At 41.6% G+C, this 22,576-nt stretch carries 19 protein-coding genes; 9 read left to right on the forward strand and 10 right to left on the reverse strand.

Annotated elements, in window-relative coordinates:
• The first annotated feature begins 151 nt into the window (after nucleotides 1–151).
• Nucleotides 152–2,734, forward strand: a complete 2,583-nt coding sequence (locus RMY27_RS15575; RefSeq protein ID WP_322664638.1) for a GAF domain-containing protein — start codon at nucleotides 152–154, stop codon at nucleotides 2,732–2,734.
• A gap of 46 nt (nucleotides 2,735–2,780) precedes the next feature.
• On the opposite strand, the gene purN is transcribed toward RMY27_RS15575, so the two are convergent.
• Complete coding sequence (gene purN / locus RMY27_RS15580; RefSeq protein ID WP_322664640.1) at nucleotides 2,781–3,443, reverse strand: phosphoribosylglycinamide formyltransferase; 663 nt, start codon at nucleotides 3,441–3,443, stop codon at nucleotides 2,781–2,783.
• A 24-nt stretch (nucleotides 3,444–3,467) separates the two neighbouring features.
• On the opposite strand from purN, the gene RMY27_RS15585 reads away from it, so the two are divergent.
• The gene (locus RMY27_RS15585) at nucleotides 3,468–4,349 is read left to right on the forward strand and encodes a sugar ABC transporter permease (RefSeq protein ID WP_322664642.1); all 882 of its coding nucleotides are present in this window, start codon (nucleotides 3,468–3,470) and stop codon (nucleotides 4,347–4,349) included.
• Nucleotides 4,350–4,518: 169 nt separating this feature from the next.
• Here RMY27_RS15585 and RMY27_RS15590 read toward each other — a convergent pair whose 3' ends face one another.
• The gene (locus RMY27_RS15590) at nucleotides 4,519–5,085 is read right to left on the reverse strand and encodes a thermonuclease family protein (RefSeq protein ID WP_322664644.1); all 567 of its coding nucleotides are present in this window, start codon (nucleotides 5,083–5,085) and stop codon (nucleotides 4,519–4,521) included.
• Nucleotides 5,086–5,270: 185 nt separating this feature from the next.
• On the opposite strand from RMY27_RS15590, the gene RMY27_RS15595 reads away from it, so the two are divergent.
• Together RMY27_RS15595 and RMY27_RS15600 are read left to right on the forward strand one after the other, a co-directional pair.
• A complete protein-coding gene (locus tag RMY27_RS15595) occupies nucleotides 5,271–6,014 on the forward strand; it encodes a ferritin-like domain-containing protein (protein WP_322664646.1) in 744 nt (247 codons plus the stop codon).
• 557 nt (nucleotides 6,015–6,571) lie between these two features.
• Entirely contained in the window at nucleotides 6,572–6,913 is a 342-nt protein-coding gene (locus RMY27_RS15600) for a helix-turn-helix domain-containing protein (protein WP_322664648.1), read from the forward strand.
• 211 nt (nucleotides 6,914–7,124) lie between these two features.
• Here the strand turns inward: RMY27_RS15600 and RMY27_RS15605 are convergent, their stop codons facing one another.
• The 4 genes from RMY27_RS15605 to RMY27_RS15620 form a co-directional block, all read right to left on the reverse strand.
• Complete coding sequence (locus RMY27_RS15605) at nucleotides 7,125–7,520, reverse strand: salt stress protein, Slr1339 family (protein ID WP_322664650.1); 396 nt, start codon at nucleotides 7,518–7,520, stop codon at nucleotides 7,125–7,127.
• A gap of 27 nt (nucleotides 7,521–7,547) precedes the next feature.
• Nucleotides 7,548–8,153 carry a VWA domain-containing protein gene (locus RMY27_RS15610; RefSeq protein WP_322664652.1) on the reverse strand — a complete coding sequence of 202 codons (606 nt, stop codon included), beginning with the start codon at nucleotides 8,151–8,153 and terminating at the stop codon, nucleotides 7,548–7,550.
• A 150-nt stretch (nucleotides 8,154–8,303) separates the two neighbouring features.
• Nucleotides 8,304–8,909 (reverse strand): VWA domain-containing protein, encoded by a 606-nt coding sequence (locus tag RMY27_RS15615; protein ID WP_322664654.1) that lies wholly within the window; start codon nucleotides 8,907–8,909, stop codon nucleotides 8,304–8,306.
• A 369-nt stretch (nucleotides 8,910–9,278) separates the two neighbouring features.
• Complete coding sequence (locus tag RMY27_RS15620) at nucleotides 9,279–9,539, reverse strand: hypothetical protein (RefSeq protein WP_322664656.1); 261 nt, start codon at nucleotides 9,537–9,539, stop codon at nucleotides 9,279–9,281.
• 516 nt (nucleotides 9,540–10,055) lie between these two features.
• Here RMY27_RS15620 and RMY27_RS15625 point away from each other — a divergent pair.
• Nucleotides 10,056–13,109, forward strand: coding sequence for a PAS domain S-box protein (locus RMY27_RS15625; RefSeq protein WP_322664658.1), 3,054 nt, complete (start codon nucleotides 10,056–10,058; stop codon nucleotides 13,107–13,109).
• 12 nt (nucleotides 13,110–13,121) lie between these two features.
• Here the strand turns inward: RMY27_RS15625 and obgE are convergent, their stop codons facing one another.
• A complete protein-coding gene (gene obgE / locus RMY27_RS15630; protein WP_322664660.1) occupies nucleotides 13,122–14,150 on the reverse strand; it encodes a GTPase ObgE in 1,029 nt (342 codons plus the stop codon).
• 207 nt (nucleotides 14,151–14,357) lie between these two features.
• Here obgE and aroA point away from each other — a divergent pair, with 207 nt between their 5' ends.
• Nucleotides 14,358–15,638, forward strand: coding sequence for a 3-phosphoshikimate 1-carboxyvinyltransferase (aroA, locus tag RMY27_RS15635; protein WP_322664662.1), 1,281 nt, complete (start codon nucleotides 14,358–14,360; stop codon nucleotides 15,636–15,638).
• Nucleotides 15,639–15,759: 121 nt separating this feature from the next.
• Here aroA and RMY27_RS15640 read toward each other — a convergent pair whose 3' ends face one another.
• Complete coding sequence (locus tag RMY27_RS15640; RefSeq protein WP_322664664.1) at nucleotides 15,760–16,422, reverse strand: class I SAM-dependent methyltransferase; 663 nt, start codon at nucleotides 16,420–16,422, stop codon at nucleotides 15,760–15,762.
• Nucleotides 16,423–16,821: 399 nt separating this feature from the next.
• On the opposite strand from RMY27_RS15640, the gene RMY27_RS15645 reads away from it, so the two are divergent.
• The 3 genes from RMY27_RS15645 (at nucleotide 16,822) to radC (ending at nucleotide 19,743) form a co-directional block, all read left to right on the forward strand.
• Nucleotides 16,822–17,256: a CoA-binding protein gene (locus tag RMY27_RS15645; RefSeq protein ID WP_322664666.1), complete on the forward strand. Its 435-nt coding sequence runs from the start codon at nucleotides 16,822–16,824 to the stop codon at nucleotides 17,254–17,256.
• Between the two features lie 358 nt (nucleotides 17,257–17,614).
• Nucleotides 17,615–18,553 carry a phosphoribulokinase gene (locus RMY27_RS15650; protein ID WP_322664727.1) on the forward strand — a complete coding sequence of 313 codons (939 nt, stop codon included), beginning with the start codon at nucleotides 17,615–17,617 and terminating at the stop codon, nucleotides 18,551–18,553.
• A 458-nt stretch (nucleotides 18,554–19,011) separates the two neighbouring features.
• Nucleotides 19,012–19,743 (forward strand): RadC family protein, encoded by a 732-nt coding sequence (gene radC / locus RMY27_RS15655; RefSeq protein WP_322664668.1) that lies wholly within the window; start codon nucleotides 19,012–19,014, stop codon nucleotides 19,741–19,743.
• A 262-nt stretch (nucleotides 19,744–20,005) separates the two neighbouring features.
• Here radC and RMY27_RS15660 read toward each other — a convergent pair whose 3' ends face one another.
• Nucleotides 20,006–20,797, reverse strand: a complete 792-nt coding sequence (locus RMY27_RS15660) for an SDR family oxidoreductase (protein ID WP_322664670.1) — start codon at nucleotides 20,795–20,797, stop codon at nucleotides 20,006–20,008.
• Between the two features lie 245 nt (nucleotides 20,798–21,042).
• Complete coding sequence (locus RMY27_RS15665; protein WP_322664672.1) at nucleotides 21,043–22,518, reverse strand: lipase family alpha/beta hydrolase; 1,476 nt, start codon at nucleotides 22,516–22,518, stop codon at nucleotides 21,043–21,045.
• Nucleotides 22,519–22,576 lie beyond the last annotated feature (58 nt).

Consider the following 22,576-nt stretch of genomic DNA (forward strand, 5'->3'; position numbering starts at 1 on the left):
GAAAGGCAATTAAAGCCCTATGGGACATAACCTAGAACATTAGTGCCTCAAAATACTCCTAAAAGCCAGTCCTTGTTTTATAAGTTTTATGTAGAATTTGATGGTGAGGTTATTTACTTGATTCTCAATTGCAGCAATCCAGGTTTTCTTTATGAGTCAGTCTTTTTCTCAAAGCCAAACAAGACAAAATCGTCAACAGAGACTCTGGCAACAAAAATGGAGTTTAAAAACTAAAGCAATAGTTTGGGCACTAAGTATAAGTGTCCTTCCTGTGGTTGCAATTGGAACAGCTACTTATAAATATGGCATTAATTTAATTAACACACAAACTCCGCAAGTAAGACTTGAGAGTGAACAAAGTTCAACAGAAACTGAACTTGCTCTAGAAAGACAATTGTCACTCTTGTTAACTGGTATGGGAGTGACAGCGATTTTAACAGGTGCGATCGCTGTTTTTGTGACGAATCGAGTTATAAGTCGAGTCAGCAACGTTGCTGCAATTTCTAATAAGATTAAAAAGAAGCTACGTCCAGACAGTGAGTTTACTCAAGTCTTCATCGCTAGCCAAGATGAATTAGTGATGTTAGAAAGAAACATCGCCTTATTCACAGACCTGCTTTCGGTTTTAGTACAAGAGAAAGAAGCCGAAGCTGATTACTCCCAACTATTAATCAAAATTACCCGTTGGGTTCGAGAATCATTCAATCAAGAAGATGTTCTCAAAACTACCTCAGAAGAAATTCGTAAAGCTTTAAGCATCGATCGCGTCACCATCTTTTGCTTCGACTCCAGCTATAATGGAACCTTTATTGCCGAATCAGTAGCACCTGGTTTACCGAAAATATTAGGGGTTACAGTCTCTGAGCCTGGATTTGAGGCAGGGTATATAGAAAAATATCAGAATGGTAGCATCCATGCTATTGATAATATCCATCAAGGCGATCTCAGTGATGGTGATATTGAGTTGCTGGAGCAATTTGCTGTCAAATCTAATTTAGTAGCACCGATTCTCAAAGGCAAACAGCTATTCGGTTTATTGATTGCACATCAATGTTCTAGACTTCGCTTTTGGCAACAGTCTGAGATTGATTTGTTCTCTCAAATAGCCATGCAAGTAGGATTTGCCCTTGATTACGCCAACCTTCTACAACAAGTAGATACCAAGGCAGATAACGCTCAGGTATTTATAGAAATTACCCGCAGCATTCGCCAATCGCTCAACGAAGAAGATGTCCTCAAAACGACGGTGGAAGAGGCTCGTAAAGCTCTGAGTACTGACCGAGTGCTGGTTTATAGCTTTGACGCTAATTGGTCTGGAATTATAATTGCCGAATCAGTGGTTCCAGGTTATCCCAAAGTTTTGCGGTCTGAAATTCAAGACATCTGTTTCGGTCAGGGTTATGTAGAAAAGTATCAGTCTGGTCGCGTTGTAGCCACAAACAACATTTATGAAGCTGGTTTGGCTGACTGCCATATTAACTTACTCGAATCCTTTGCTGTCAAAGCAAATCTGGTCGCCCCCATTCTCAAAGATGAACAATTATTTGGCTTATTAATTGCACATCAATGTTCCAGACCCCGTGATTGGCAACAATCTGAGGTTGATTTATTTGCCCAAATAGCGATGCAAGTCGGGTTTGCTCTCGACCATGCAAGGCTGCTGCAACGCATCGAGGCTGAGAGTGTGCAAAGTCAGTTATTAGCAGATACTATCGGCATCATTCGTCAATCACTCAACGAAGAGGATGTCCTCAAAACCACTGTGGAAGAAGTTCGCAAAGCTCTAAGTACCGACCGAGTGATGGTTTATAGCTTTGATGCTGATTGGTCTGGAACAGTGATTGCTGAATCAGTTGTTCTCACTTACCCAAAAGTTTTGCGAGCTGAAATCCAAGACCCATGTTTCGGTCAAGGCTATGTAGAAGAGTATCAGTCTGGTCGCGTTCTGGCAATCAACAACATTTATGAAGCTGGTTTGGCTGACTGCCATATTAACTTGCTCGAATCCTTTGGTGTGAAAGCAAATCTGGTCGCCCCCATTATTAAAGATAAAGAGCTATTTGGCTTGTTAATTGCACATCAATGCTCCAAACCCCGTGATTGGCAACAAACTGAGATTGATTTATTTGGCCAGATGGCGATGCAAGTAGGATTTGCTCTCGACCATGCAAGACTCCTGCAAAGAATTGAAGCTGAAAGGATGCGAAGTCAGTTACTAGTGGATATTATCCGCAGCATTCGCCAATCTCTCAAGGAAGAGGATATCATCAAAACTGCTGTGGAAGAGGTTCGCAAAGCACTGAGTACTGACCGAGTGCTGGTTTATAGCTTTTACGCTAATTGGTTTGGAATTATTATTGCTGAATCAGTGCTTCCGGGTTATCCCAAAGTTTTGCGGTCTAAAATTCACGACCCTTGTTTTACTGAAAGCTATGTAGAAAAGTACCAATCTGGTGATGTTGTCGCAATCAACAACATTTATGAGTCTAATTTGGCTGATTGTCACATTAACCTGCTCGCATCTTTTGGTGTGAAAGCAAATTTAGTAGCACCAATTATTAAAGATGAGCAGCTATTTGGCTTATTAATTGCACACCAATGTTCTGAACCCCGTGATTGGCAACAATCTGAGATTGATTTATTTGCCCAAATAGCCATGCAAGTAGGATTTACTCTCGATCATGCTAGGCTTTTGCAAGCGTATCAAGCTGCTGAAGCTAACTCTGATGAATAGTAAGGGCGCGCAGCTAGCTGTGCGCCACTAATTGATATATGTATTTTTACGACAAGCTTAGTGTAACTTTTGACGAAGAAGCTGCCAGAGCGATCGCTAATGGTAAAATTCGATGTTCTTGAATTTGAATCCTGGCGTGGAGTGTTTCTGCTGTATCATCCGGCAGTACTGGTACTGCGGCTTGCATTAATATTGGGCCGCTATCCATTTCTAAACAAGCTATATGCACTGTACAACCAGTAATTTTTACCCCAGATGCTAAGGCTTGTTCTACAGCATGGATTCCTTTGAAACTAGGTAACAAACTAGGATGGATATTGATAATCCTCTCAGGAAAAGCATCAATAAAAACTGACGTTAATAGTCGCATCCACCCTGCTAAAATTACCCATTCTACATCGTAGTGCCGCAATGTCTGCACAATCTTTTCGTCAAACTCTTCTCGGTTTTGATAGTTGCGGTGATTTAATAAAACAGTTTCTACACCTCTATTAGCTGCTCTGACGGCTGCTTTCGCCGAGGGGTTATTGTAAATTAAAACTTGAATTTGGGCATTTAGCTGCCCATCTTCGATAGCTTGGGCAACTACATCAAAATTGCTGCCATTCCCAGAAGCCATAATTCCCAGCTTTAAAGGGGCGAATTGTTGGGAATTATCGCTAATGTTGGGAGAAATTAAGCTCAGGGTAGAATCAAGGCGGAGAGTCATAACAGCTAGGAGGGTTAATTATAGATGCCAAAAATATATACTAAGTCGTGGTTGGATAATGATACAGTAGCCGCGTGGATTTTTCTTGCACCAGCATTAATTTTGCTGGGTGTTTTTATCATTTGGCCGATTGCCTATTTGTTCTATCTCAGTTTCACTGCTGGTAGTTTCACCTTAAAAGGTATTTATTGGATAGGCTTAAAAAACTATTGGCGTTTGCTACTCAACCCCGACTTCTTGCAAGTTTTGGGTAACACCTTCTATTTTACTGTTGCCACCATCATTCCCAGTTTAGTTATCTCCTTGGGATTGGCAGTACTATTAAACCGTTCCATTCCCTTGCGGGGCATCCTGCGGAGTGCCTATTTTCTACCTTCAATTATCTCACTTGTGGCAGCCGGTTTGGGGTTTCGCTGGCTGTTTCAAACATCAGGCCCAGTTAACGGACTTTTAAATTTTTTTGGGATTTCAGAGATACCCTGGCTAGGAGACACATTTTGGGCAATGCCAGTAATTATTTTAATGAGTATTTGGAAACAACTGGGTTTCAATATGGTGGTTTTTTTAGCAGGATTGCAAGCAATTCCTCCCAGTCGTTATGAAGCAGCAGACTTAGATGGAGCAAATGCTTGGCAACAATTTTGGTATATTACTTTGCCCGGATTGCGCCCGACTATGATATTTGCAATCATTACTACCGCAATTTTTACATTGCGGAGTTTTGAGCAAGTTTTTGTGATGACTGGCGGTGGACCACTAAATTCGACTAATCTGCTGGTTTACTACATTTACCAAGAGGCTTTTGGTCAGTTTGATTTTGGTTATGCAGCAGCAGGAGCGACTGTATTATTAGCAGTGGCGCTGGTACTAGTTTATTTGCAACTGCAAACTTGGGGAGAGGATTAGGGGGGGCAGGGGGGCAGGGGAGGCAGGGGGGCAGGGGAGCAGAGGAGGCAGGGGGGCAGGGGAGCAGAGGAGGCAGGGGGGCAGGGGAGCAGGGGAGCAGGGGAGCAGGGGAGCAGGGGGGAATTTTGGGAGTTGCTAAATTATCGCGCAAATATGCAATGCCGAGTTTTTACTTCTTATATAGACTGCGATATTCCCAAGGATTTACAAATTTAGTATCGCTCCAAACGCCGAGCCGTTGTTCTTTCGCTTTAGTTTCGGCTTGCTGAACTAAGTCTTTACTAGGACACTTGTTTAAATAGGGACGATACACTTTTGCTAGACCTTCTTGCAACAATACCTGTTGCACAAAAGTGCCATTTTTTAAACGGACTTCGGCAATTTTACGCCCATAGCGATCGCTATCGGTGATATTCAAAGTCACGCGATCGCCTCCTTGTTGTACCAGTTGTTGCACGCGTTCTTGGGCTTTCACACCCCAAGTAAATTGATTGCGATCGCTAATACGTTTACTCTGCTTTTCTTTGTTAGTATGAGCTATCTCTGGTGCATCTACACAAGCAAAACGGACTGTAAGATTTTTGCCATTAGTATCTTTTACTACTAAAGTATCGCCATCACTGACTCGCTCAACCGATTCTCCAGAAGTACCGATAAAGCGATCGCAGCCCATCAAATTTAAAATTATGATCGTTGCACAAAGCCAAAATCGCATTAGTTTAATTAATTTCTCCATCCAAATTTACCTACCTCTGTGGGATGATATTAACAAAATACAAAGATATATTTGTTAACTGTTGGCATATAGTTCTACAGGCAATTCAAAATTTGAAATAATAGTAAGACACTCTGGCGGCAACCGATAGAAAATGCGAATTAGTATAAGAATTGTAACCTTCCAATTGTCAGCGGGAATTTTTGATGAACTTCTTGACTAACCTTCTGCATCTAGCTGGTTCAAGTGTCTTTGCCTATTACTCTGCTGCTCAAATTCGTGACTCTAAAACCCGCCCCAACATCCTTGCGGGGTTTCAGTTGGCCGAATCTGGCTCTGTGCCATTTTTATCTGCACTTAGCGATCGCGCAGCTGCTGAAGGCGATACATGGCTAGCCGAAAAACTAGCAAAACATGCATCAGATGAAACTAGGCATGGTCAAATTTTTGCCCACGCCTTACAACAGCTGAATAAACAAGTTATAGATTTCAAGCGTCAACCCCCAACTACATCCACAAAAAAATCACAACAGCGTAGTCCCTTTTTCGCAGCATTCTATGAAGGTTACACTCAAGAACAGCTAAAACCAGCTGTCATTGACTGGGATATGTTTATGGCTAGCACATACATTCTGGAGTTAGATGCTAGTAAAGACTTTGCGCGAATGGCAAAAGTATTACCTGATAACGAGTCAACCGCTCGTAACTTAAAATTAGGAATGCTAAGTATTGCCCAAGATGAAACTGGACATGCTGCTTATCTCTACGAAGCGATGCTGCGCCGGATGTCTGCGACTGAAGTGCAAAATCTCGTAGATATGTGGCGAACTCGCAAAGTGAACGCTTTGTTGGCAATGGTTGGCGGTATCCTCCAGCGTAACGGTGAAACGCGATCGCTAGTCCAGGATAGTGCGCCGTCGGAAATCGATTCTGAGTTGGTAGCTACGTAATTATAGATATCTTGAGTATCTAACGATCAACTATCCCTGGCTCAAACTTTCGTTAGCCAGGGGTTTCTTAACCTGAGATTTTTGTTGCTGTATACTATTAGTTTAGCGGCGTATTTTGCTAGAGATTGGGACTCATTATCTAAAGCTTCTCAGACATCCTCTAAGCTCGACTTGATCCAAAATTAAGAACTCGCTTTCTTTATCCGGCCAAAACCCTAGCTTTTTGGTAAATACTTTTTCCACGTCACAGATTATATATGAAGTTAAAAAAGTAAAACTACTGCCCTACAAAGGTTTCATCTTAAGCGTTCGTGCAACGACTCCGCAGGAGTATCGCGTTGCGAAAAAAATGGATAAAGTCAAGCTAAGAGCGATCGCACTTTGATTGCTTCTGGTAACAGTAATAATCAAACATCCGCGTTCAGTGGACTGCAAAAGACAGCAAGTATCTACTGTATTGTCATATTCCCGCAGCTGCTACACTAGTTATGAACAAGTAACAGATAACTAGCGATATATCCAGAAAACCTGAGTCAGGTGATTCCTACAAAAAAACTATGAAAGCTGAAGCAGAAAACCATTTCAGGCTGACTTGTGAAGTAGAAACTACCCTAAAAGTGATTGGCGGACGCTGGAAAGTTTTGATTATTAGAGAATTAATGACTGGTGTAAAACGGTTTGGTGAGCTGCAACGAGCTTTACCTGGAGTTACCCAAAAAATGCTAACTCAGCAACTCAGAGAAATGGAGGAAGATGGAATTATTCATCGAGAAGTTTATCCCCAAATCCCACCCAAGGTAGAATATTCACTGACACCTTTAGGAGAAACTTTGCAACCAATTCTCTATGCTATGCACGACTGGGCTGTGCAACATTTAGCTCAAACAAATCATCATTAATATTGATTATAAATAATAATTGCTGATTTTTAAGACAACTGTAATATTACGGCTTGCCTAACTTACAATTTGAGGTTTTCGGTGCGTTAAGCTAATGCGGTAACACACTTTACACTATATTTTAATTATTTGGACTTACTTAACTTAAATAATAATTGCTAATTTTCAATTCAAGCAAGCACATTGATAAGCAGGATATTGAATTTTTAATTCATTCATTGCTTTTTAAATATTCAATTGCTGCCTCTAATTTTGACGGGTAACTTTCCGCAAACCTTTCAAACCAAAGTCCTTCAGACGAAAGTGGATCTACTTTGGTTAACCATTCTTTCGCCTGCACTTTTAAACCTTCTAGTTGTTTAGCTTTGATTTTTTCTTGTTGAATTCGTTCCTGTTCTAGTTCTTGCTGTTTTTTTAATTCAATAGCAGCATCCTCTTCGGCAAAATCAGCTTTAACTTCTGCCAAAAGATTATCTATCAAAGATGCCGACTTTGGCGATGATGAAATAAACGATTTGACTGTGGCTGATGTTGACTGCTGCTGTTGAGGTTGTACTTCTTTACATTCAGTTTGTAGTTCAGCTAATAGCTTATCAATGGAATCCATTTTTGCAATTCCTAATAAATAGTATAGCTAGTCATTAATAGCATTAAGTAGCACTTCCGATAAACTCAAATCTTCCATATCTTCCATAGTAATGGTGTCACAGATATCAAACTTAGCACCAGCACTTTGGAGTTCATCATCTAAGACTTTGAGAAAGCGGGTAGCTTGTTGATCTGTACCAACTTGAATAAAAGAAATGGCTAATTCTTCATCTCTATCGATGCGGCGAGAAGTTTCAATAATTACCCTCATGACTGCTTTGCGATCGTCCGGCTCACCATCAGTAACCACTAAAATTGTTTCACCATTTGACTTGGTTTGACCGGCTGCTTTGCGTTGAAGGTAATCATCAGTTGCATGTTTCAATACGCTTGCCAAATCAGTTGTACCAGAAGGATCGTTCTCTCGAAAAATTTGTGATACCTTGTTGGATGTGACGTTTTCGTATCGTTTGAATTTACCAGAAAATACATATATAGTGATGCCATCTGGGTCAAATTGCTCACACTTACTAGCTAAAGCTAAAGTAGATTCCTGGGCTGCAACCCATCTAGTTCTACCACCCTTTTGATCTTGGGTTGCCATGCTACCGCTTTTGTCGATAATCAAGGTATAGTCACGATTTTCTAGCATTATTCAATTCTCCAATCAAGAATTAACAGTTACTAAACTATTGCTGATCGATAAACATGGAGCAGATTTAAAGTTGGTGAGCTACACAAGGTAAGCCTGCTACCCAAGTATAAAGCGTGTTTTACTCCTGAATTCTAAATTCTGGTATATTTAGTCAGTTATTGCGTTCGTCAATACATCTACAAGACTCATTTCTTCTAAGTCGTCTAAAGTGACTGTATCGCAAATATCAAATTTAGCACCAACACTTTGCAACTGGTCATCCAAAGCCTTGAGGAACTTAGTTGCTTGGGCATCTGAACCTACTTGAATGATCGAAATTGCTAATTCTTCATCACGTTCCATCTGACGAGTCGCATGGATGATGACTTCAAACACAGCTTTGCGATCGTCTGGTTCACCATCGGTGATGACTAAAATTGTCTCTCCGTTTGGCTTGGTTTTACCGGCTGCTTTGCGTTGAAAGTAGTTATTGAGGGCATCCTGGAGTACACCTGCTAAGTTTGTTGTGCCAGCAGGGTCATTTTCGAGAAATATCTGGCCGACTTTGGCTGAGGTGACATCATTGTAGCGTTTAAATCTCCCAGAAAACACGTAAACGGTGATGCCATCGGGGTCAAACTGTTCGGCCTTTCTGGCCAAAGCCAGAGTAGACTCTTGAGCGATTTCCCATCTACTTCTACCACCCACTTGGTCGGGTGTGGACATACTGCCGCTTTTGTCAATGATTAAGGTATAGTCGCGATCGCTCATCATAATATTCCTCTGATGGTACCCTGTGGTTCTAGTCTAGTCTACGAATTTGACGATACAGCAAGCATTTTAAGGTTTCGTATCAATACCGCTATGCTTTATCCTCATATTGGGCGATCGCAAGTGGCGCTCATACTACCCAAACGCTACTCATTTGACTGCCCACTGGAGACTAAATTACAACAAGTGTGACAAAAAAGGAATTTTGACTCTATCAGGTATTGCACCGAGATAGACGTAATAAACCTGCAAGATGCCTACTTTAGGTTATAGGTTCCAACTGTGGAGGCTCTTTAAACTTCAAGCTGCTTATCTAAGCCTGAAGGCAAGCGTCTCCACCATGAACTAAATAGACTCTTTACCAAAAGTCTCTCACGCTTCGTCTCTTAATAAACTACGGTCTGTCTCTAACACAGAGATCAAGTCTTTGAAACGTTTATGCTGTGCTAACCATTTTTTACAAACTTCTTTAGTAAGCTGTATCTCTTCTTGTGTCAACACTTCATCAGGCTTCTGTAGCGCTAAAATCTCAGATGCTTTTCTTGCTTTTTCATATTCCACACCGAACTTGACTAATTGTGTATGAAATAATTTTTGTTTTTCCTCGACCGTTAGTGAAAATTTTTGTTGCATCAGTAAAAGATTGTTGAAACTTCAAATCTGAAGTATCTAAATGAGTTTACAATTTTTAAAAATATACGTTTTTAAGCTTATTCACTTCTACTCTTGGATAGATGAGTCAACAAAACTTAATTATTTCTTAATACTTAAGTTTCCCGTTAAAACTGCCATTTGAAAGTTTTTGAAGTTCCCGAATGCATTGATTGCCTTGCCATATAGAGCCTGCTTGCCCATTTTCAGCTTGGGCAAGGACGAATTTTTTTTACTAGCAAGCAAAGCTTTTAAGGTTTCGGATCAATTATGGTATTCAAAAAAGCCGCGCCACAATTAATAAATGCGTTGGCGTAGCTGGCCACAGGCATCGCTAAACCTAACCTCATCTCTTTGTTCCCCCAGAGAACATAATCCTCTCAATCCCCAATTCCCTGTTGCATTAGTAGTGATTCTGGGAATAATAAATACTACTCATGGTTACACATAGGGAGCTAAAAAAAGCTGTTTAGCTCCATTTTAGAGATAAATTTGGGTATGAACGATTCTAGATATTTAGATAACCCCGCGCAAAAAAACACACAACAGCAAAACTTCTCCCTAGCATTTCTGCATCAAATAATTAATGGCATCTCTGACCCAATTTTTGTCAAAGACCGTCAACATCGTTGGGTATTACTGAACGATCGCTACTGTGATTTTGTTGGTCATAGCCGAGAAGAATTAATTGGCAAGTCAGACTATGATTTTTTTCCGCAAGTAGAAGCTGATGTGTTCCAGGAAATAGATGAACTGGTTTTCACGACAAATATTACTAATGAGAACCAGCATCTCTTTACTGATGTTCAGGGTATAACCCATCTGATCTCTACAAAAAAGTCTTGCTTTCAGGATGAGACTGGTAATCAATTTTTGGTCGGTAGTATTCGAGACATCATTTTACAGAATGAAGTTGGGAAAGTTCAAGATGTGACTGGCAGAGTTACCGATACTACCGATCTTATGGAAACCCTAAAAGAACTTAAAGTAGTTGAAGAAGAACTGCGCCAACAAAACGAAGAATTAGCGATCGCTCGTGAAACAGCTGAAATAAAACATCGGCGTTACCGGGATTTATTCGATCTCGCCCCAGATGCTTACTTGGTGACGGATTTAGCCGGGATCATCAAAGAGGCTAACTATATAGCCGCAGCCTTACTATCTGTGAGACAAAAATTTCTGGTAGGTAAACCATTCATCCTGTTTATCGCTGAATCAGACCGCCAAACCTTTACGAACCAATTGGCAAGTTTACAACAAGTGCAGGATTGGGAAATCGATCTACAGCCACGAAGAAGTACAGCCTTTCCTGCTCGGATCAAAATGGTTGCTATGTATAATTCACAGGGTCAGCAGGTCGGCTGGCGTTGGTTGCTTCGTGACATCAGCGAACAGCAAGCTACGCTGCGCTTACGCCAGCAAGCAGAAAAAGACCTACACCGCCTTAATGCTGTACTCCAAGCTCAACAAGAAGCTTCCATCGACGGAATTCTGATTATTGATGAAAATCTTACAGTTACATCATCAAATCAGAAATTCTCCCAGTTATGGCAAATTCCTGTGGCACTAATCCAAAAAGGGGACGATCGCCAACTCGTGCAATGGGTACTAGACAAATTAGTAAATCCAGACGAATTTATGGCTAAGGTGGATTATCTTTACCAGCATCCAGAGGAAAGCAGCCGTGATGAAATTTTCCTCAAATCTGGAAAGATTTTTGAGCGCTATTCTGCACCCGTGCGTAAACAGCAAGAGGTTGGTGATGAGATATCACCTTTAGGAGATTACTACGGTAGAATTTGGTATTTTCGGGACATTACCGAATACAAGCAAGCAGAGGCAGAACTCAGGACTTCACAGCAAAGACTGGCATTGCTGATTGAACAAACACCTTTAGCCATTATTGAATGGAATACCAACTTTGAGATTCAGACATGGAATCGGGCAGCAGAAAGAATCTTTGGATACACCACAGAGGAAATGCTGGGGAATAGTTTTGAGATCGTAGTACCTGAAAATGCCAGAAAGCACGTCAATGAGATTATCACTGCCTTGTTAACAGAACAAGGAGGAAGTTTTAGCGTCAACGAGAACATCACTAAAGATGGCAGAACGATGGTCTGTGAGTGGTATAACAACTCGTTAGTCGCTCCTGATGGGCAGGTGATTGGCGTTGCCTCAATGGTGTTAGACATCACAGAACGCAAACGCGCTGAAGAGGAACAGCAAAAATTTGTCGCATTGATTGAAAACAGCAGCGACTTTATTGGCATTGCTTCAATGGAAGCACAAGTTGTCTATGTAAACCCTGCCGGACTCAAGATGGTGGGACTTAGTAGCCTGGAGGTAGCTCAAACCAAGCCAGTGGCTGATTTTCATTCACCAGAAGCTTTTGCAGAGTTTCAGCAACAAATTATTCCTTTGATACTTCAACATGGTTTTTGGCAAGGCGAGTTTCGCCATAGACATTTTCAAACAGGTATAGAAATTCCTACTGATTGCAGCATCTTCATGGTTAAACATCCTGAAACAGGAGAACCTTTTTGTCAGGTAGCTGTTGCTAGGGACATTACAGAACGCAAACAAGCCAAGGAAGCCCTGCTAAAGTCGGAAGCGCAACTCAGACAACAAGCCGAAGAACTTAAAGTTGCACTCTACGAACTTAAACACACCCAAACTCACTTAATTCAAACTGAAAAGATGTCTAGTTTGGGTCAACTAGTTGCTGGAGTGGCACACGAAATCAACAACCCAGTCAATTTTATCTATGGCAACCTCACTCCTGCCAAAGAATACACCCAAGATTTACTTTCACTTTTGCAACTTTACCAAAGTAATTATCCTGAACCTGTGCTAGAAATTCAGGATTTTGCAGAACGAATCGAACTAGACTTTTTGAAATCAGATTTTCCACAAATAATCAACTCAATGAAAGTTGGGGCAGACCGCATTCGCGATATTGTGCTTTCTTTGCGAACGTTTTCGCGTTTGGATGAAGCCGAAATGAAAGCTGTTGATATCCATGAGGGAATCGACAGTACTCTGATGATTTTGCAAAACCGCCTCAAGGGTAATAACCAACGCCCGACAATTGAAATAATCAAAGAATACTGCGAACTACCACTGGTTGAATGTTACGCAGGGCAGCTAAATCAAGTATTCATGAATATTTTGTCAAATGCGATCGATGCACTTGAAGAGTCATTTGTTATTTGTCATTTGTCATTAGGAAACAACTCTAAACAAAGGACAAATTACAAAGCACTAATGACTTCTCCGACAATTTGCATTCGCACCCAACTACAGCAGCCAAATCAGGTAACAATTAGAATTACCGACAATGGATTGGGAATACCAGAAGATGTTAAAAAACAACTATTTGACCCTTTCTTTACTACCAAACCCATTGGTCAAGGTACGGGAATGGGTCTTGCCATTAGCTACCAAATCATTACAGAAAAACATGGCGGTTCTTTAGAATGTCTTTCGCAGCCAGGACAAGGCGCTGAGTTTGTGATTAAAATTCCCCTGATTCAGCATCCGTCAACATAATTTGTTATTTCGTCAGCTAAATACCTCCACTTCTTCAGGAACCTTCATTTGGTCAAGAATTCCCCAAATTTCCTGTAACATCGGCTCTAACCCGGTGCGAGTAACTGCTGAAATCACAAAAACCGGGGCGTAGGAGAGATGATTAAGTTGGGTGGCTAACGCCTCCAAATCCACAGTTTCCCGATCGACTGCATCAATTTTGTTCAGCGCTAAAACTTGGGGACGTTCTGCTAAACCCCGTCCATAAGCTTGTAATTCTTCCTTAATTGTGTTGTAATCCCTAACCACATCATCGCTAGTGGCATCAATCAAGTGAAGTAACACTCGTGTGCGCTCGATATGGCGTAAGAAGTCGTGTCCTAGCCCTGCACCGTGAGATGCTCCCTCAATCAGTCCGGGAATGTCGGCGAAAACAGTACCATCGCCAGTGGGTTTCCGCACTACACCCAAATTTGGAATGAGGGTAGTAAAAGGGTAATCTGCAATTTTCGGACGTGCAGCAGATAAAGATGAAATTAAAGTGGATTTACCAGCATTTGGTAAGCCAATAATTCCGACTTCTGCCAAAAGTTTTAACTCTAGGCGCAGCTGCTTTATTTCCCCTGGTAATCCTGGGAGGGCATATTCTGGGGCGCGGTTACGATTACTCAAGAAATGCTGATTTCCCAGTCCGCCTTTACCACCTTGGGCAATCAGCAAAGTCTGCTTAGGCTCAATTAAATCCCCTAGCAATTCGCCAGTTTCAGCATCATAAATGGTTGTACCGCAGGGAACTTCGATAATCAAATCCTTTCCTGCTGCCCCAGTGCAGTTATTTGGGCCGCCACGAGTACCCTTTTCTGCCTGAAAGCGATGGTTATATCTGAAGTCCAACAAAGTTTGTAGGTTTTCTTCGGCAACGAAAAATACCGAACCCCCTCGTCCTCCGTTACCACCAGAGGGGCCGCCAGTCGGCACGTACTTTTCTCGCCGGAAGGCGACAATACCATCGCCGCCCTTACCAGCTTCAACTTCAATTTTTGCTTGATCGATAAATTGCATTTTTCTACAGTCCTGTTAGCGGATAGCTAGGGTTTAACCCGTGCTGAATTATGAGTTGCGAGTTATATGGGAGTTATAAATTATAAGTTTTAAAATCTCATTTCTCACTCTTTACTTGTAACTCACACTCCCTCGTCCCCTGCCCCTTTTGCTCAAGATATGGGAATATTATAAAGTTGTAGCTAACCGCCTACGTAGAGGTTTAAAGTGGATACCATTGCAATTCCTGCTCTAAATCGGCCAGTGGATGCCACGGTAGAAATTCCTGGTTCTAAAAGTCTTACCAATCGGGCATTGCTTGTCGCAGCTTTGGCGCAAGGTGACTCAATTTTAGAAAATGCCCTATTTAGTGAAGACAGCGAGTATTTTGCTAAATGTTTAGAGCAATTGAGTATTCCCATAACTCTGAATCCTAATCTGGCTCAGATTCAGGTTGCAGGAAAGGGAGGCGACATCCCAGCTAAACAGGCAGATTTATTTGTGGGTTTATCAGGTACTACAGCACGGTTTATCTCGGCGCTGGTGGCACTGGGTAATGGCGAATATCGGCTAGATGGCGTTCCCAGAATGCGAGAACGGCCAATGGGTGACATGCTGACGGTACTGCAAACGGGTGGAGCAACTGTTAGCTTTGAGGGAAACTCCGGGTTTATGCCCTACACCGTCTATAGTCGGCAATTCGCTGGCGGAAATTTTCGGGTGAAAGCCAACCAAACAAGTCAGCAACTTTCGGCATTGCTAATGATTGCGCCTTACGCTCAACAGGATACGATTTTTGAGGTTGAGGGGACATTCGTTTCTCAGTCTTACATCAAAATGACCTGTCGTCTGATGGCAGATTTTGGCGTGGAGGTGATTCAAATCGGCGATAATCAATTTCAGATTAAAGCAGGTCAACGTTACCAAGCTCGACATTACACAGTAGAACCCGATGCGTCAAATGCTTCTTACTTTTTTGCCGCCGCCGCTGTCACGGGTGGACGGGTGCGCGTCAAACATTTGACCAAACAATCTTGTCAAGGTGATATTCTGTGGCTGAATGTTTTAGAACAGATGGGTTGCGAAATTAAGGATGCGGATGATTACACCGAAGTGGCGGGGCCGAAGCAATTGCAAGGCATAGATATTGATATGAATGATATCTCAGATTTAGTGCAAACATTAGGAGCGATCGCACCCTTTGCTAGTTCCCCGATTACGATTCGTAATGTAGAACATATTCGATATAAGGAAACCGACCGGATTAAAGCTGTCGTCACAGAGTTGCGTCGGTTAGGAGTTAAGGTCGAAGAATTTGCAGATAGCCTGAAAATAGAGCCTAGTCCTATTACTCCGGCGGCAATTGAAACCTATCACGATCATCGGATGGCAATGGCTTTTGCTGTCACTGGCTTGAAGGTTCCAGGGATTGTAATTAAAGATCCTGGTTGTACAGCGAAGACTTTCCCAGATTACTTTACCCGATTTTTCCAAATGTTAGAGCAATAAGAGCTATTTTCGTTAAATGTATACCAATTCAATTAATGATTGCAACACATTCTTGGGTGAAGACGCGATGAATCGCGTCTCTACAAATGGTCTATTTGTCGCATTGTTTTTTTAATTGGTATTACTTTTTCAATGCCAGAGTTAAGCCATCTGCGATCGCTAGTACACTAAGACTAACTCGCTGGTCTTGATGCAGTTTTTGATTAAAGGCACGAATTCTTTTAGTTCTATTATCTTGTACTTGCGGGTCGGCAACCCTACCTGACCAGAGGACATTATCGATCACAATCAATCCCCCCGGACGCACTAATTGCAGCGATCGCTCATAATAGCCATCATAGTTGCTCTTATCTGCATCGATGAAAGCAAAATCAAAAGTTTCTGCTTCTTTGGTTGCGAGTAGTCGATCCAAAGTCTGCAAAGCTGGGGCAATGTGCAGTTGAATTTTATCCGCCACACCTGCTTGTTGCCAATAGCGCCGAGCGATCGTTGTAAATTCTTCACTAATATCACAGGCTACCACCTTACCGTCACTAGGTAACGCTAATGCCACCACCAGGGAACTATAACCTGTAAATACCCCAATTTCCAAAGTTTTCTTAGCTCCCAGCAATTGCACTAGCAACGCTAAAAACTGCCCTTGTTCGGGAGCAATCTGCATTCTCCCAATTGGATACTGGGCTGTTTCTTGTCTCAGTTGAGTTAAAATTTCTGGTTCTCGCAGAGAGACTGATAGTAAATAGTCATATAGGTTTTGTTCGAGTCCTAATGTTTTAGTTGTCATGGGCATTGGGCATTGGGCATTGGGCATTGGGCATGGAGAATAGGAAACGAGTCTTTGATATTCGTGAATGAGTTTTTGATACTCGCGGACGAGTCTTTTATACTCGTGAATGAGTCTTTTATACTCGTGGACGAGTCTTTTATACTCGTGAATGAGTCTTTTATACTCGTGGACGAGTCTTTGATATTCGTGAATGAGTCTTTGATATTCGCGGACGAGTCTTTTATACTCGTGGACGAGTCTTTGATATTCGCGGACGAGTCTTTTATACTCGCGGACGAGTCTTTTATACTCGTGGATGATTTTTTAAAAGTCAAAATTATATTTAAATGCAACTCAGATTTGATAGCAAAGCGATGTCTACGACGGGCTGTGCCTACGCTCAGGATATATTAGACCATGCTAAACCTTAAAGAAGATGATAACGCCCTGTGTGAAGTGTTGACTCAAGCCAAAACCATCGCTGTTGTGGGTCACTCTGATAAACGCGATCGCACCAGTTATCAAATCGCCCAATTCTTGCGGCAGAAAAGCTATACAGTCTATGCGGTTAACCCCCTAATTAAAGAAATTGATGGTCAACCCAGTTATGCTTCACTCCAGGAATTACCCGAACCTGTGGATATTGTTAACGTGTTTCGCCGTAGTGAGTACTTGTCAGAAATTGTGGATGAAGCAATTTCTATCAATGCGAAAACTGTATGGACACAACTGGGTATCTGGCATCAACCATCAGCACAAAAAGCTATTGATGCAGGACTAAATATGGTTATGGATGCTTGTATCAAAATTGAATATCTGCGCCTGAGAGTAAGTTCAGCAAGGAATGTCTAGTTTTGCATTCATGATTATGTGTGCAGATAACTCTGACAATCATGTAGATTGTAATTATTATGCAAAAAGCGATGTCTATAACGGGCTGCGCCTACGCACAAACATTCTATGAGGATGTTTTAAAAGTCCTCTGGTTGGTAGCAAAACATTTTAGATCCCTCTAAATCCCCCTTAAAAAGGGGGGTTAAGGGGGATCAACAAGTGCTTAAAATTACAGCAAACCACTTTTAAAACATCCTCTATGTGTAGAGATATTGCATACCAAGCCTTTGGTTGAGTTACTTGCTTAAACCCTTCTAGAATAAAAACTATTGTGGGTATTTTATTACTAAAGTTGTTTTTATTATCGGAGGTTATGATGAGCCGTCCAATAATTCTTGGTATTGTCGGCGACAGCGCGGCTGGTAAAACAACACTAACGCGGGGAATCGCTCAAGCACTCGGCCCAGAAGATGTCACAATCATCTGTACAGATGATTACCACCGTTACGATCGCCAACAACGTGCAGAAATTGGCATCACTGCCCTCCACCCCGACTGCAACCACCTGGATATTATGCAGCAACATCTGTCGCTGCTACGCACAGGACAACCAATTCTCAAGCCAGTTTATAGCCACAAAACAGGCACATTCGAGGCACCTCACTATATCAAGCCCAGTAAATTCGTGATTATCGAAGGATTACTCGGTTATTCTACTCGTGCCGCCCGTGACTCTTATGATGTTAAAGTCTATCTTGCGCCTCCTGAAGATTTACGTGCTAAGTGGAAAGTCAAACGAGATACGCAAAAGCGGGGTTACACACCGGAACAGGTGCTAGCGGAACTAGAAAAGCGCGAACCAGACTCAGCCCAGTTTATCCGTCCGCAACGGCAATGGTCTGATATAGTCATTAGTTTCTATCCACCCACTGATGAAGATGATGAAACCAATGGACACCTGAATGTCCGACTGGTACTGCGTCCGACAATTCCACATCCAGATTTCACCGCAATAACCAACTCTAGTTCCAGCAATTCTGACTCAGCCATCCGGCTGGGACTAGATAGGGATATGTGCAAGCCTGTGGATGTTTTAGAAGTTGATGGTCATGCCACCTTAGAACAGGTGAATAAGCTAGAGCATATTATTTGTTCTGATATGCCCCATCTCCGAAATATTTGCGATCGCGAAAGTAATCCAGAACTGGGTAAAATTGCTGGTACAACTGGAGAAACACTGCAAAGTTATCCTCTGGCTCTGACTCAGTTGATCATTACCTACCACATGTTGAAAGCAACGCAAATTCATCAGTAATTAAGGAAAATTAAAAAGTTAAAAGGGTTTGCGATCGCCTGTGGTGTAGGGCTGCTGAATTATGCGATCGCTGACTCATAGTTAACCAGGAATCGCAGTGTTGTGTGCTAATTATGCGATGCCTAAAGCCGGAAACTACGCACTTTGCTTGCTCAAACCTTCAGATAAGTAAGTAGGTGCTAAAAAACACAACTAAATTAAGAAGGGTAAAGGTTAAGGGTAAAAGGGAAAAACCTTTACCCTTTAACCTTTTTCCTTTACCCATATAAAACTTTGTATAGTTCGGTTTAATTGTGCCAACCTACTTATTACTCATGATTCCGACTTGACGGGGGCTTGCAGCAATTCAATATCTCTCTTACCAAGGTTAAAGATTTTCTCAAATAAAGAAGATTTTGGGAGCAAACAAGGGATAACTAAGGATAGTTCTATGTGTGGTGCTATTCTCTTAGTTTAATATGACCTATTGCCTCAGAATTGCCGACCTACCTACAAATGAGCGTCCGCGTGAGCGATTAATGACGCATGGTGCCAAAATTTTAGCCACAGCCGAATTAATCGCAATTCTTCTAGGCACTGGTCAAGGGCCAGGAAAACTATCTGCTGTGGGTTTGGGACAATATATCTTGAGCGAATTAGCCAAGCACCAACGCGATCCTTTAGTAGTTCTGCGAGAAGTTAGCCCTGCTGAATTGATGCAAATTTCTGGTGTTGGCCCAGCGAAAGCGACAAGTATCTTAGCAGCAATTGAATTGGGTAAACGCGCTTTTCAATCTCGTCCCAATGATGGCACATTAATTGATAGCCCACTTGCTGCTGCTGCTACCCTCAGTCAAGATTTGATGTGGCAGGTACAAGAACGTTTTGCAGTGGTGTTGTTAGATGTCAAGAATCGCTTGCTGGGTACGCAAGTAATTACCATTGGTACTGCAACCGAAACCCTAGCTTCTCCTCGTGATATTTTTCGAGAAGTTATTCGTCAAGGTGCAACGCGGGTAATAGTTGCCCACAACCATCCTTCTGGGAACCTTGAACCCAGCCAGGAAGATATAGAATTGACGCGTCAGTTATTATCAGGGGCGCAGCTTTTGGGCATTCCGGTACTAGATCATCTGATTTTGGGTAATGGCAATCATCAAAGTTTACGAGAACTGACAACCTTGTGGGATGAGCATCCACAGGGGGATTAGTGAAAAAGCAGGGGGGCAGGCAATACGGTTCGGATAAGCATTTTTCACTTTCCTTATGATCTGGGGAATGGGTTTGCGGGTAAAGGGGAAAGGATGTATTCAAAACCTTTCCCCTTTCCCCTTTCCCCTTTACCCTTTAACCGAACCGTATTGGGGGGCAGAGGGGGATAAGGGGGACAAGAGGTGAGAACTTGCAATAAGTTTTTCCCCTTGTCCCCAATTTCCTTTGTCCCTGCCTTAATTATTTACGCCGACCGGCTTATTACTTACTTTCCTGCATACTTCTAACTAGTTTTGTTACCAGCTTTCTGGGAGTAAATCTTACAGATTCAGCAAGTAGTTTATTTTTAATTCCGGGAATTATAACAGTTTTGTTTTCAAATAGACCACGATAACCGATTTGAGCTACTGTTTCCGCAGTCATAATTTTCTGACCACTTACCAACTTTGAGTCTTCCATTGCAGCTCTTTGTTGAAAACCAGATTCTGTAGGCCCTGGACATAGCGCCGTCACAGAGACACCTGTACCTTCTAATTCATTAGCGATCGCTTCTGAGAACGATAAGACATAGGCTTTACTAGCGTAGTATACTGCCATCAGCGGTCCTGGTTGAAAAGCAGCAGTGGAAGCCAGGTTTAATATTTTTCCAGACCCCCGTTTAACCATACCTTTGAGAAATAACTTGGTTAAATGTGTCAGACATAAGATATTGACTTGTAACAATTGCATTTCAGCATTCAGGTCAATTTCATTAAATAATCCATAAGTAGCAAACCCAGCATTGTTCACCAACACATCAACATTGATTGATGCTTGTTCTAGCTCCCTGAAAATTTCTTCTGGGGCTGATGGGTTAGATAAATCTTTGGAAATAACTTTGACATCAATGCCAAATTTCTTTTTAAATTCATCAGCGATTTTATCCAGCTTGTCCACGCTTCTAGCTACTAACACAAGATTGTAACCATCCTGAGCAAATAATTTCACGAATTCATAACCGATGCCGCCAGATGCACCAGTGATAAGAGCCGTTTGTTTGCGATTAGTCTGCATAATTTTCCTCTATTAACAGCTTGAAATAAATAGACATCTGGTGAAAAAAACTATGTATTAATCTAGAAACCTTATATAGACATAGCCTTTATTTATCCATTATTTTTCACTCATGCCTTTTATGAATCATTAGTTATTAGTCATTATTAACTTAACGTTCTTTAAGCTTGATTATTTTCTCGCCAGAATAATTAAAAAGTGCTAAGTAAAGATAATTAATCACTGACTACACAACAAGCACTTATTTATTTCCATTGGGAAATTTCCAAGCGGACTGCTGCATTTGTTCCTAAGACTTTTTGCCCACGTTCAGGTAAGGAAATATACGCAACATACACACCTGGACTGGATTCGGAAGTCGGATTTAACTTTGTTACTGGCTCTTTTTCTTTAGAATTCCAACTGTATTTAGCCTCATAAGTGCTATTTGATTCGGCAACATCAGTAATTAGATAGTCAGACCACAAAGGCACTTGGTCGAGATGACTGTCACGTAACCAATTTGTCTCTTGTTTTGTAAAGGAATGTAATGCTAAACGCAGGGCATATCTACAGGTATTATCGTCACTGGCTGAGTTTCTTGGGATTAAGAAAGCTGTAAATAGGGGGACAGGTTTATCTGTTCGGGTTAACTCTTGTGTAATTGGGCAATAATGAGCGATCGCTTGCTCATATATAGGAATAGGAAGACCACGCAAAGCTACCCTAGTTTCCAGTTGATAAAAATTCTTGTCCAAGTCTTCTAACTCAACATTACTCAGAGAGAGTTTCACCTGGATATCACCAAACAAAAATCGTTGCAGGTTTTGATAACCTTCTTCGGAGTTCAATATGCCATAACGTCCACCATGAGAGCGATGAACATAAGCACGATGAGATCCAAGAATATAAGCTTTATCAATCTGAACTAGACCATCGCTTTTGACTCCCACAAACTTGCGTGAAAAACCAAAACCTTCTTCATAATCATGTGCATTAGTGCCGATTAGAGAAAAAACGCGGCTTGGCGAAAATGCAGTATCTATGCTTTGTAGTGTTTCTAGCTGAAAGTCATCGGGTAACTCAGTTGTTGGCTTGTTGGCTTCAGGTGTTAAATACTGGTACATCCGCTGGGGGCCAAAGTCATCAGAATTATTCAATTGGAACTTGTCTCTAAGGTTTTCAATTAAGCCACCCCCGACCTCAAAATAAATACCACCATGAGGTGTAGCGTAGGTAAAGAATTTGTCAATGTGATCCGCAGCTTGCTTGTTTTCATCTGGATAAATTTTTTGAATCAAGCTGCGACAAACAAGACCTCCCATTGAGTGGCCAACCAGATAAATTTTGTCAGCACCCGTCGTTTCCTTAACATTCTGGATCAAGTCTCTTAAACCCTTAGCTATCTCCTCCATCTCTTGTCGAACTACACTTGAGGAGCCAAAGCTAGGTGTAGATATATCATAAAATCGATAGATCCAAATAGTTTTATGAAGTTGACCAGACAATCTCTTAATTTGATTGCTCACATTCTGATTATCAACAATCGGTTGATAACCATGATCGGTCATTAGCCGCAGCAATGGACTCTCGAAAAAAAACTTCTGAGGATTTTCCTTCTCATCTACTCGAATATGAGTTGAACCACTATTAAATCCATAAAAGGGATCGTTGACTGTTTGCTCAACGTCTTTTTGCGTACCTGCATATCCACGAACGAAGACGATTGGTAAATACTGCATAATATATATCCTTGCTATTTAATCAATATTTTTTCTCGTTCCCAGGTAAAATCTGGGA

Source organism: Nostoc sp. DedQUE09, from assembly GCF_034530915.1.
GTDB lineage: Bacteria > Cyanobacteriota > Cyanobacteriia > Cyanobacteriales > Nostocaceae > Nostoc.

Bases quoted from the DNA above. Each gene is read 5' to 3' on its own strand.
- RMY27_RS15575 (WP_322664638.1), top strand. From the start codon at position 152: ATGAGTCAGTCTTTTTCTCAAAGCCAAACAAGACAAAATCGTCAACAG.
- purN (WP_322664640.1), bottom strand. From the start codon at position 3,443: ATGACTCTCCGCCTTGATTCTACCCTGAGCTTAATTTCTCCCAACATT.
- RMY27_RS15585 (WP_322664642.1), top strand. From the start codon at position 3,468: ATGCCAAAAATATATACTAAGTCGTGGTTGGATAATGATACAGTAGCC.
- RMY27_RS15590 (WP_322664644.1), bottom strand. From the start codon at position 5,085: ATGGAGAAATTAATTAAACTAATGCGATTTTGGCTTTGTGCAACGATC.
- RMY27_RS15595 (WP_322664646.1), top strand. From the start codon at position 5,271: ATGAACTTCTTGACTAACCTTCTGCATCTAGCTGGTTCAAGTGTCTTT.
- RMY27_RS15600 (WP_322664648.1), top strand. From the start codon at position 6,572: ATGAAAGCTGAAGCAGAAAACCATTTCAGGCTGACTTGTGAAGTAGAA.
- RMY27_RS15605 (WP_322664650.1), bottom strand. From the start codon at position 7,520: ATGGATTCCATTGATAAGCTATTAGCTGAACTACAAACTGAATGTAAA.
- RMY27_RS15610 (WP_322664652.1), bottom strand. From the start codon at position 8,153: ATGCTAGAAAATCGTGACTATACCTTGATTATCGACAAAAGCGGTAGC.
- RMY27_RS15615 (WP_322664654.1), bottom strand. From the start codon at position 8,909: ATGATGAGCGATCGCGACTATACCTTAATCATTGACAAAAGCGGCAGT.
- RMY27_RS15620 (WP_322664656.1), bottom strand. From the start codon at position 9,539: ATGCAACAAAAATTTTCACTAACGGTCGAGGAAAAACAAAAATTATTT.
- RMY27_RS15625 (WP_322664658.1), top strand. From the start codon at position 10,056: ATGAACGATTCTAGATATTTAGATAACCCCGCGCAAAAAAACACACAA.
- obgE (WP_322664660.1), bottom strand. From the start codon at position 14,150: ATGCAATTTATCGATCAAGCAAAAATTGAAGTTGAAGCTGGTAAGGGC.
- RMY27_RS15640 (WP_322664664.1), bottom strand. From the start codon at position 16,422: ATGACAACTAAAACATTAGGACTCGAACAAAACCTATATGACTATTTA.
- RMY27_RS15645 (WP_322664666.1), top strand. From the start codon at position 16,822: ATGCTAAACCTTAAAGAAGATGATAACGCCCTGTGTGAAGTGTTGACT.
- RMY27_RS15650 (WP_322664727.1), top strand. From the start codon at position 17,615: ATGAGCCGTCCAATAATTCTTGGTATTGTCGGCGACAGCGCGGCTGGT.
- radC (WP_322664668.1), top strand. From the start codon at position 19,012: ATGACCTATTGCCTCAGAATTGCCGACCTACCTACAAATGAGCGTCCG.
- RMY27_RS15660 (WP_322664670.1), bottom strand. From the start codon at position 20,797: ATGCAGACTAATCGCAAACAAACGGCTCTTATCACTGGTGCATCTGGC.
- RMY27_RS15665 (WP_322664672.1), bottom strand. From the start codon at position 22,518: ATGCAGTATTTACCAATCGTCTTCGTTCGTGGATATGCAGGTACGCAA.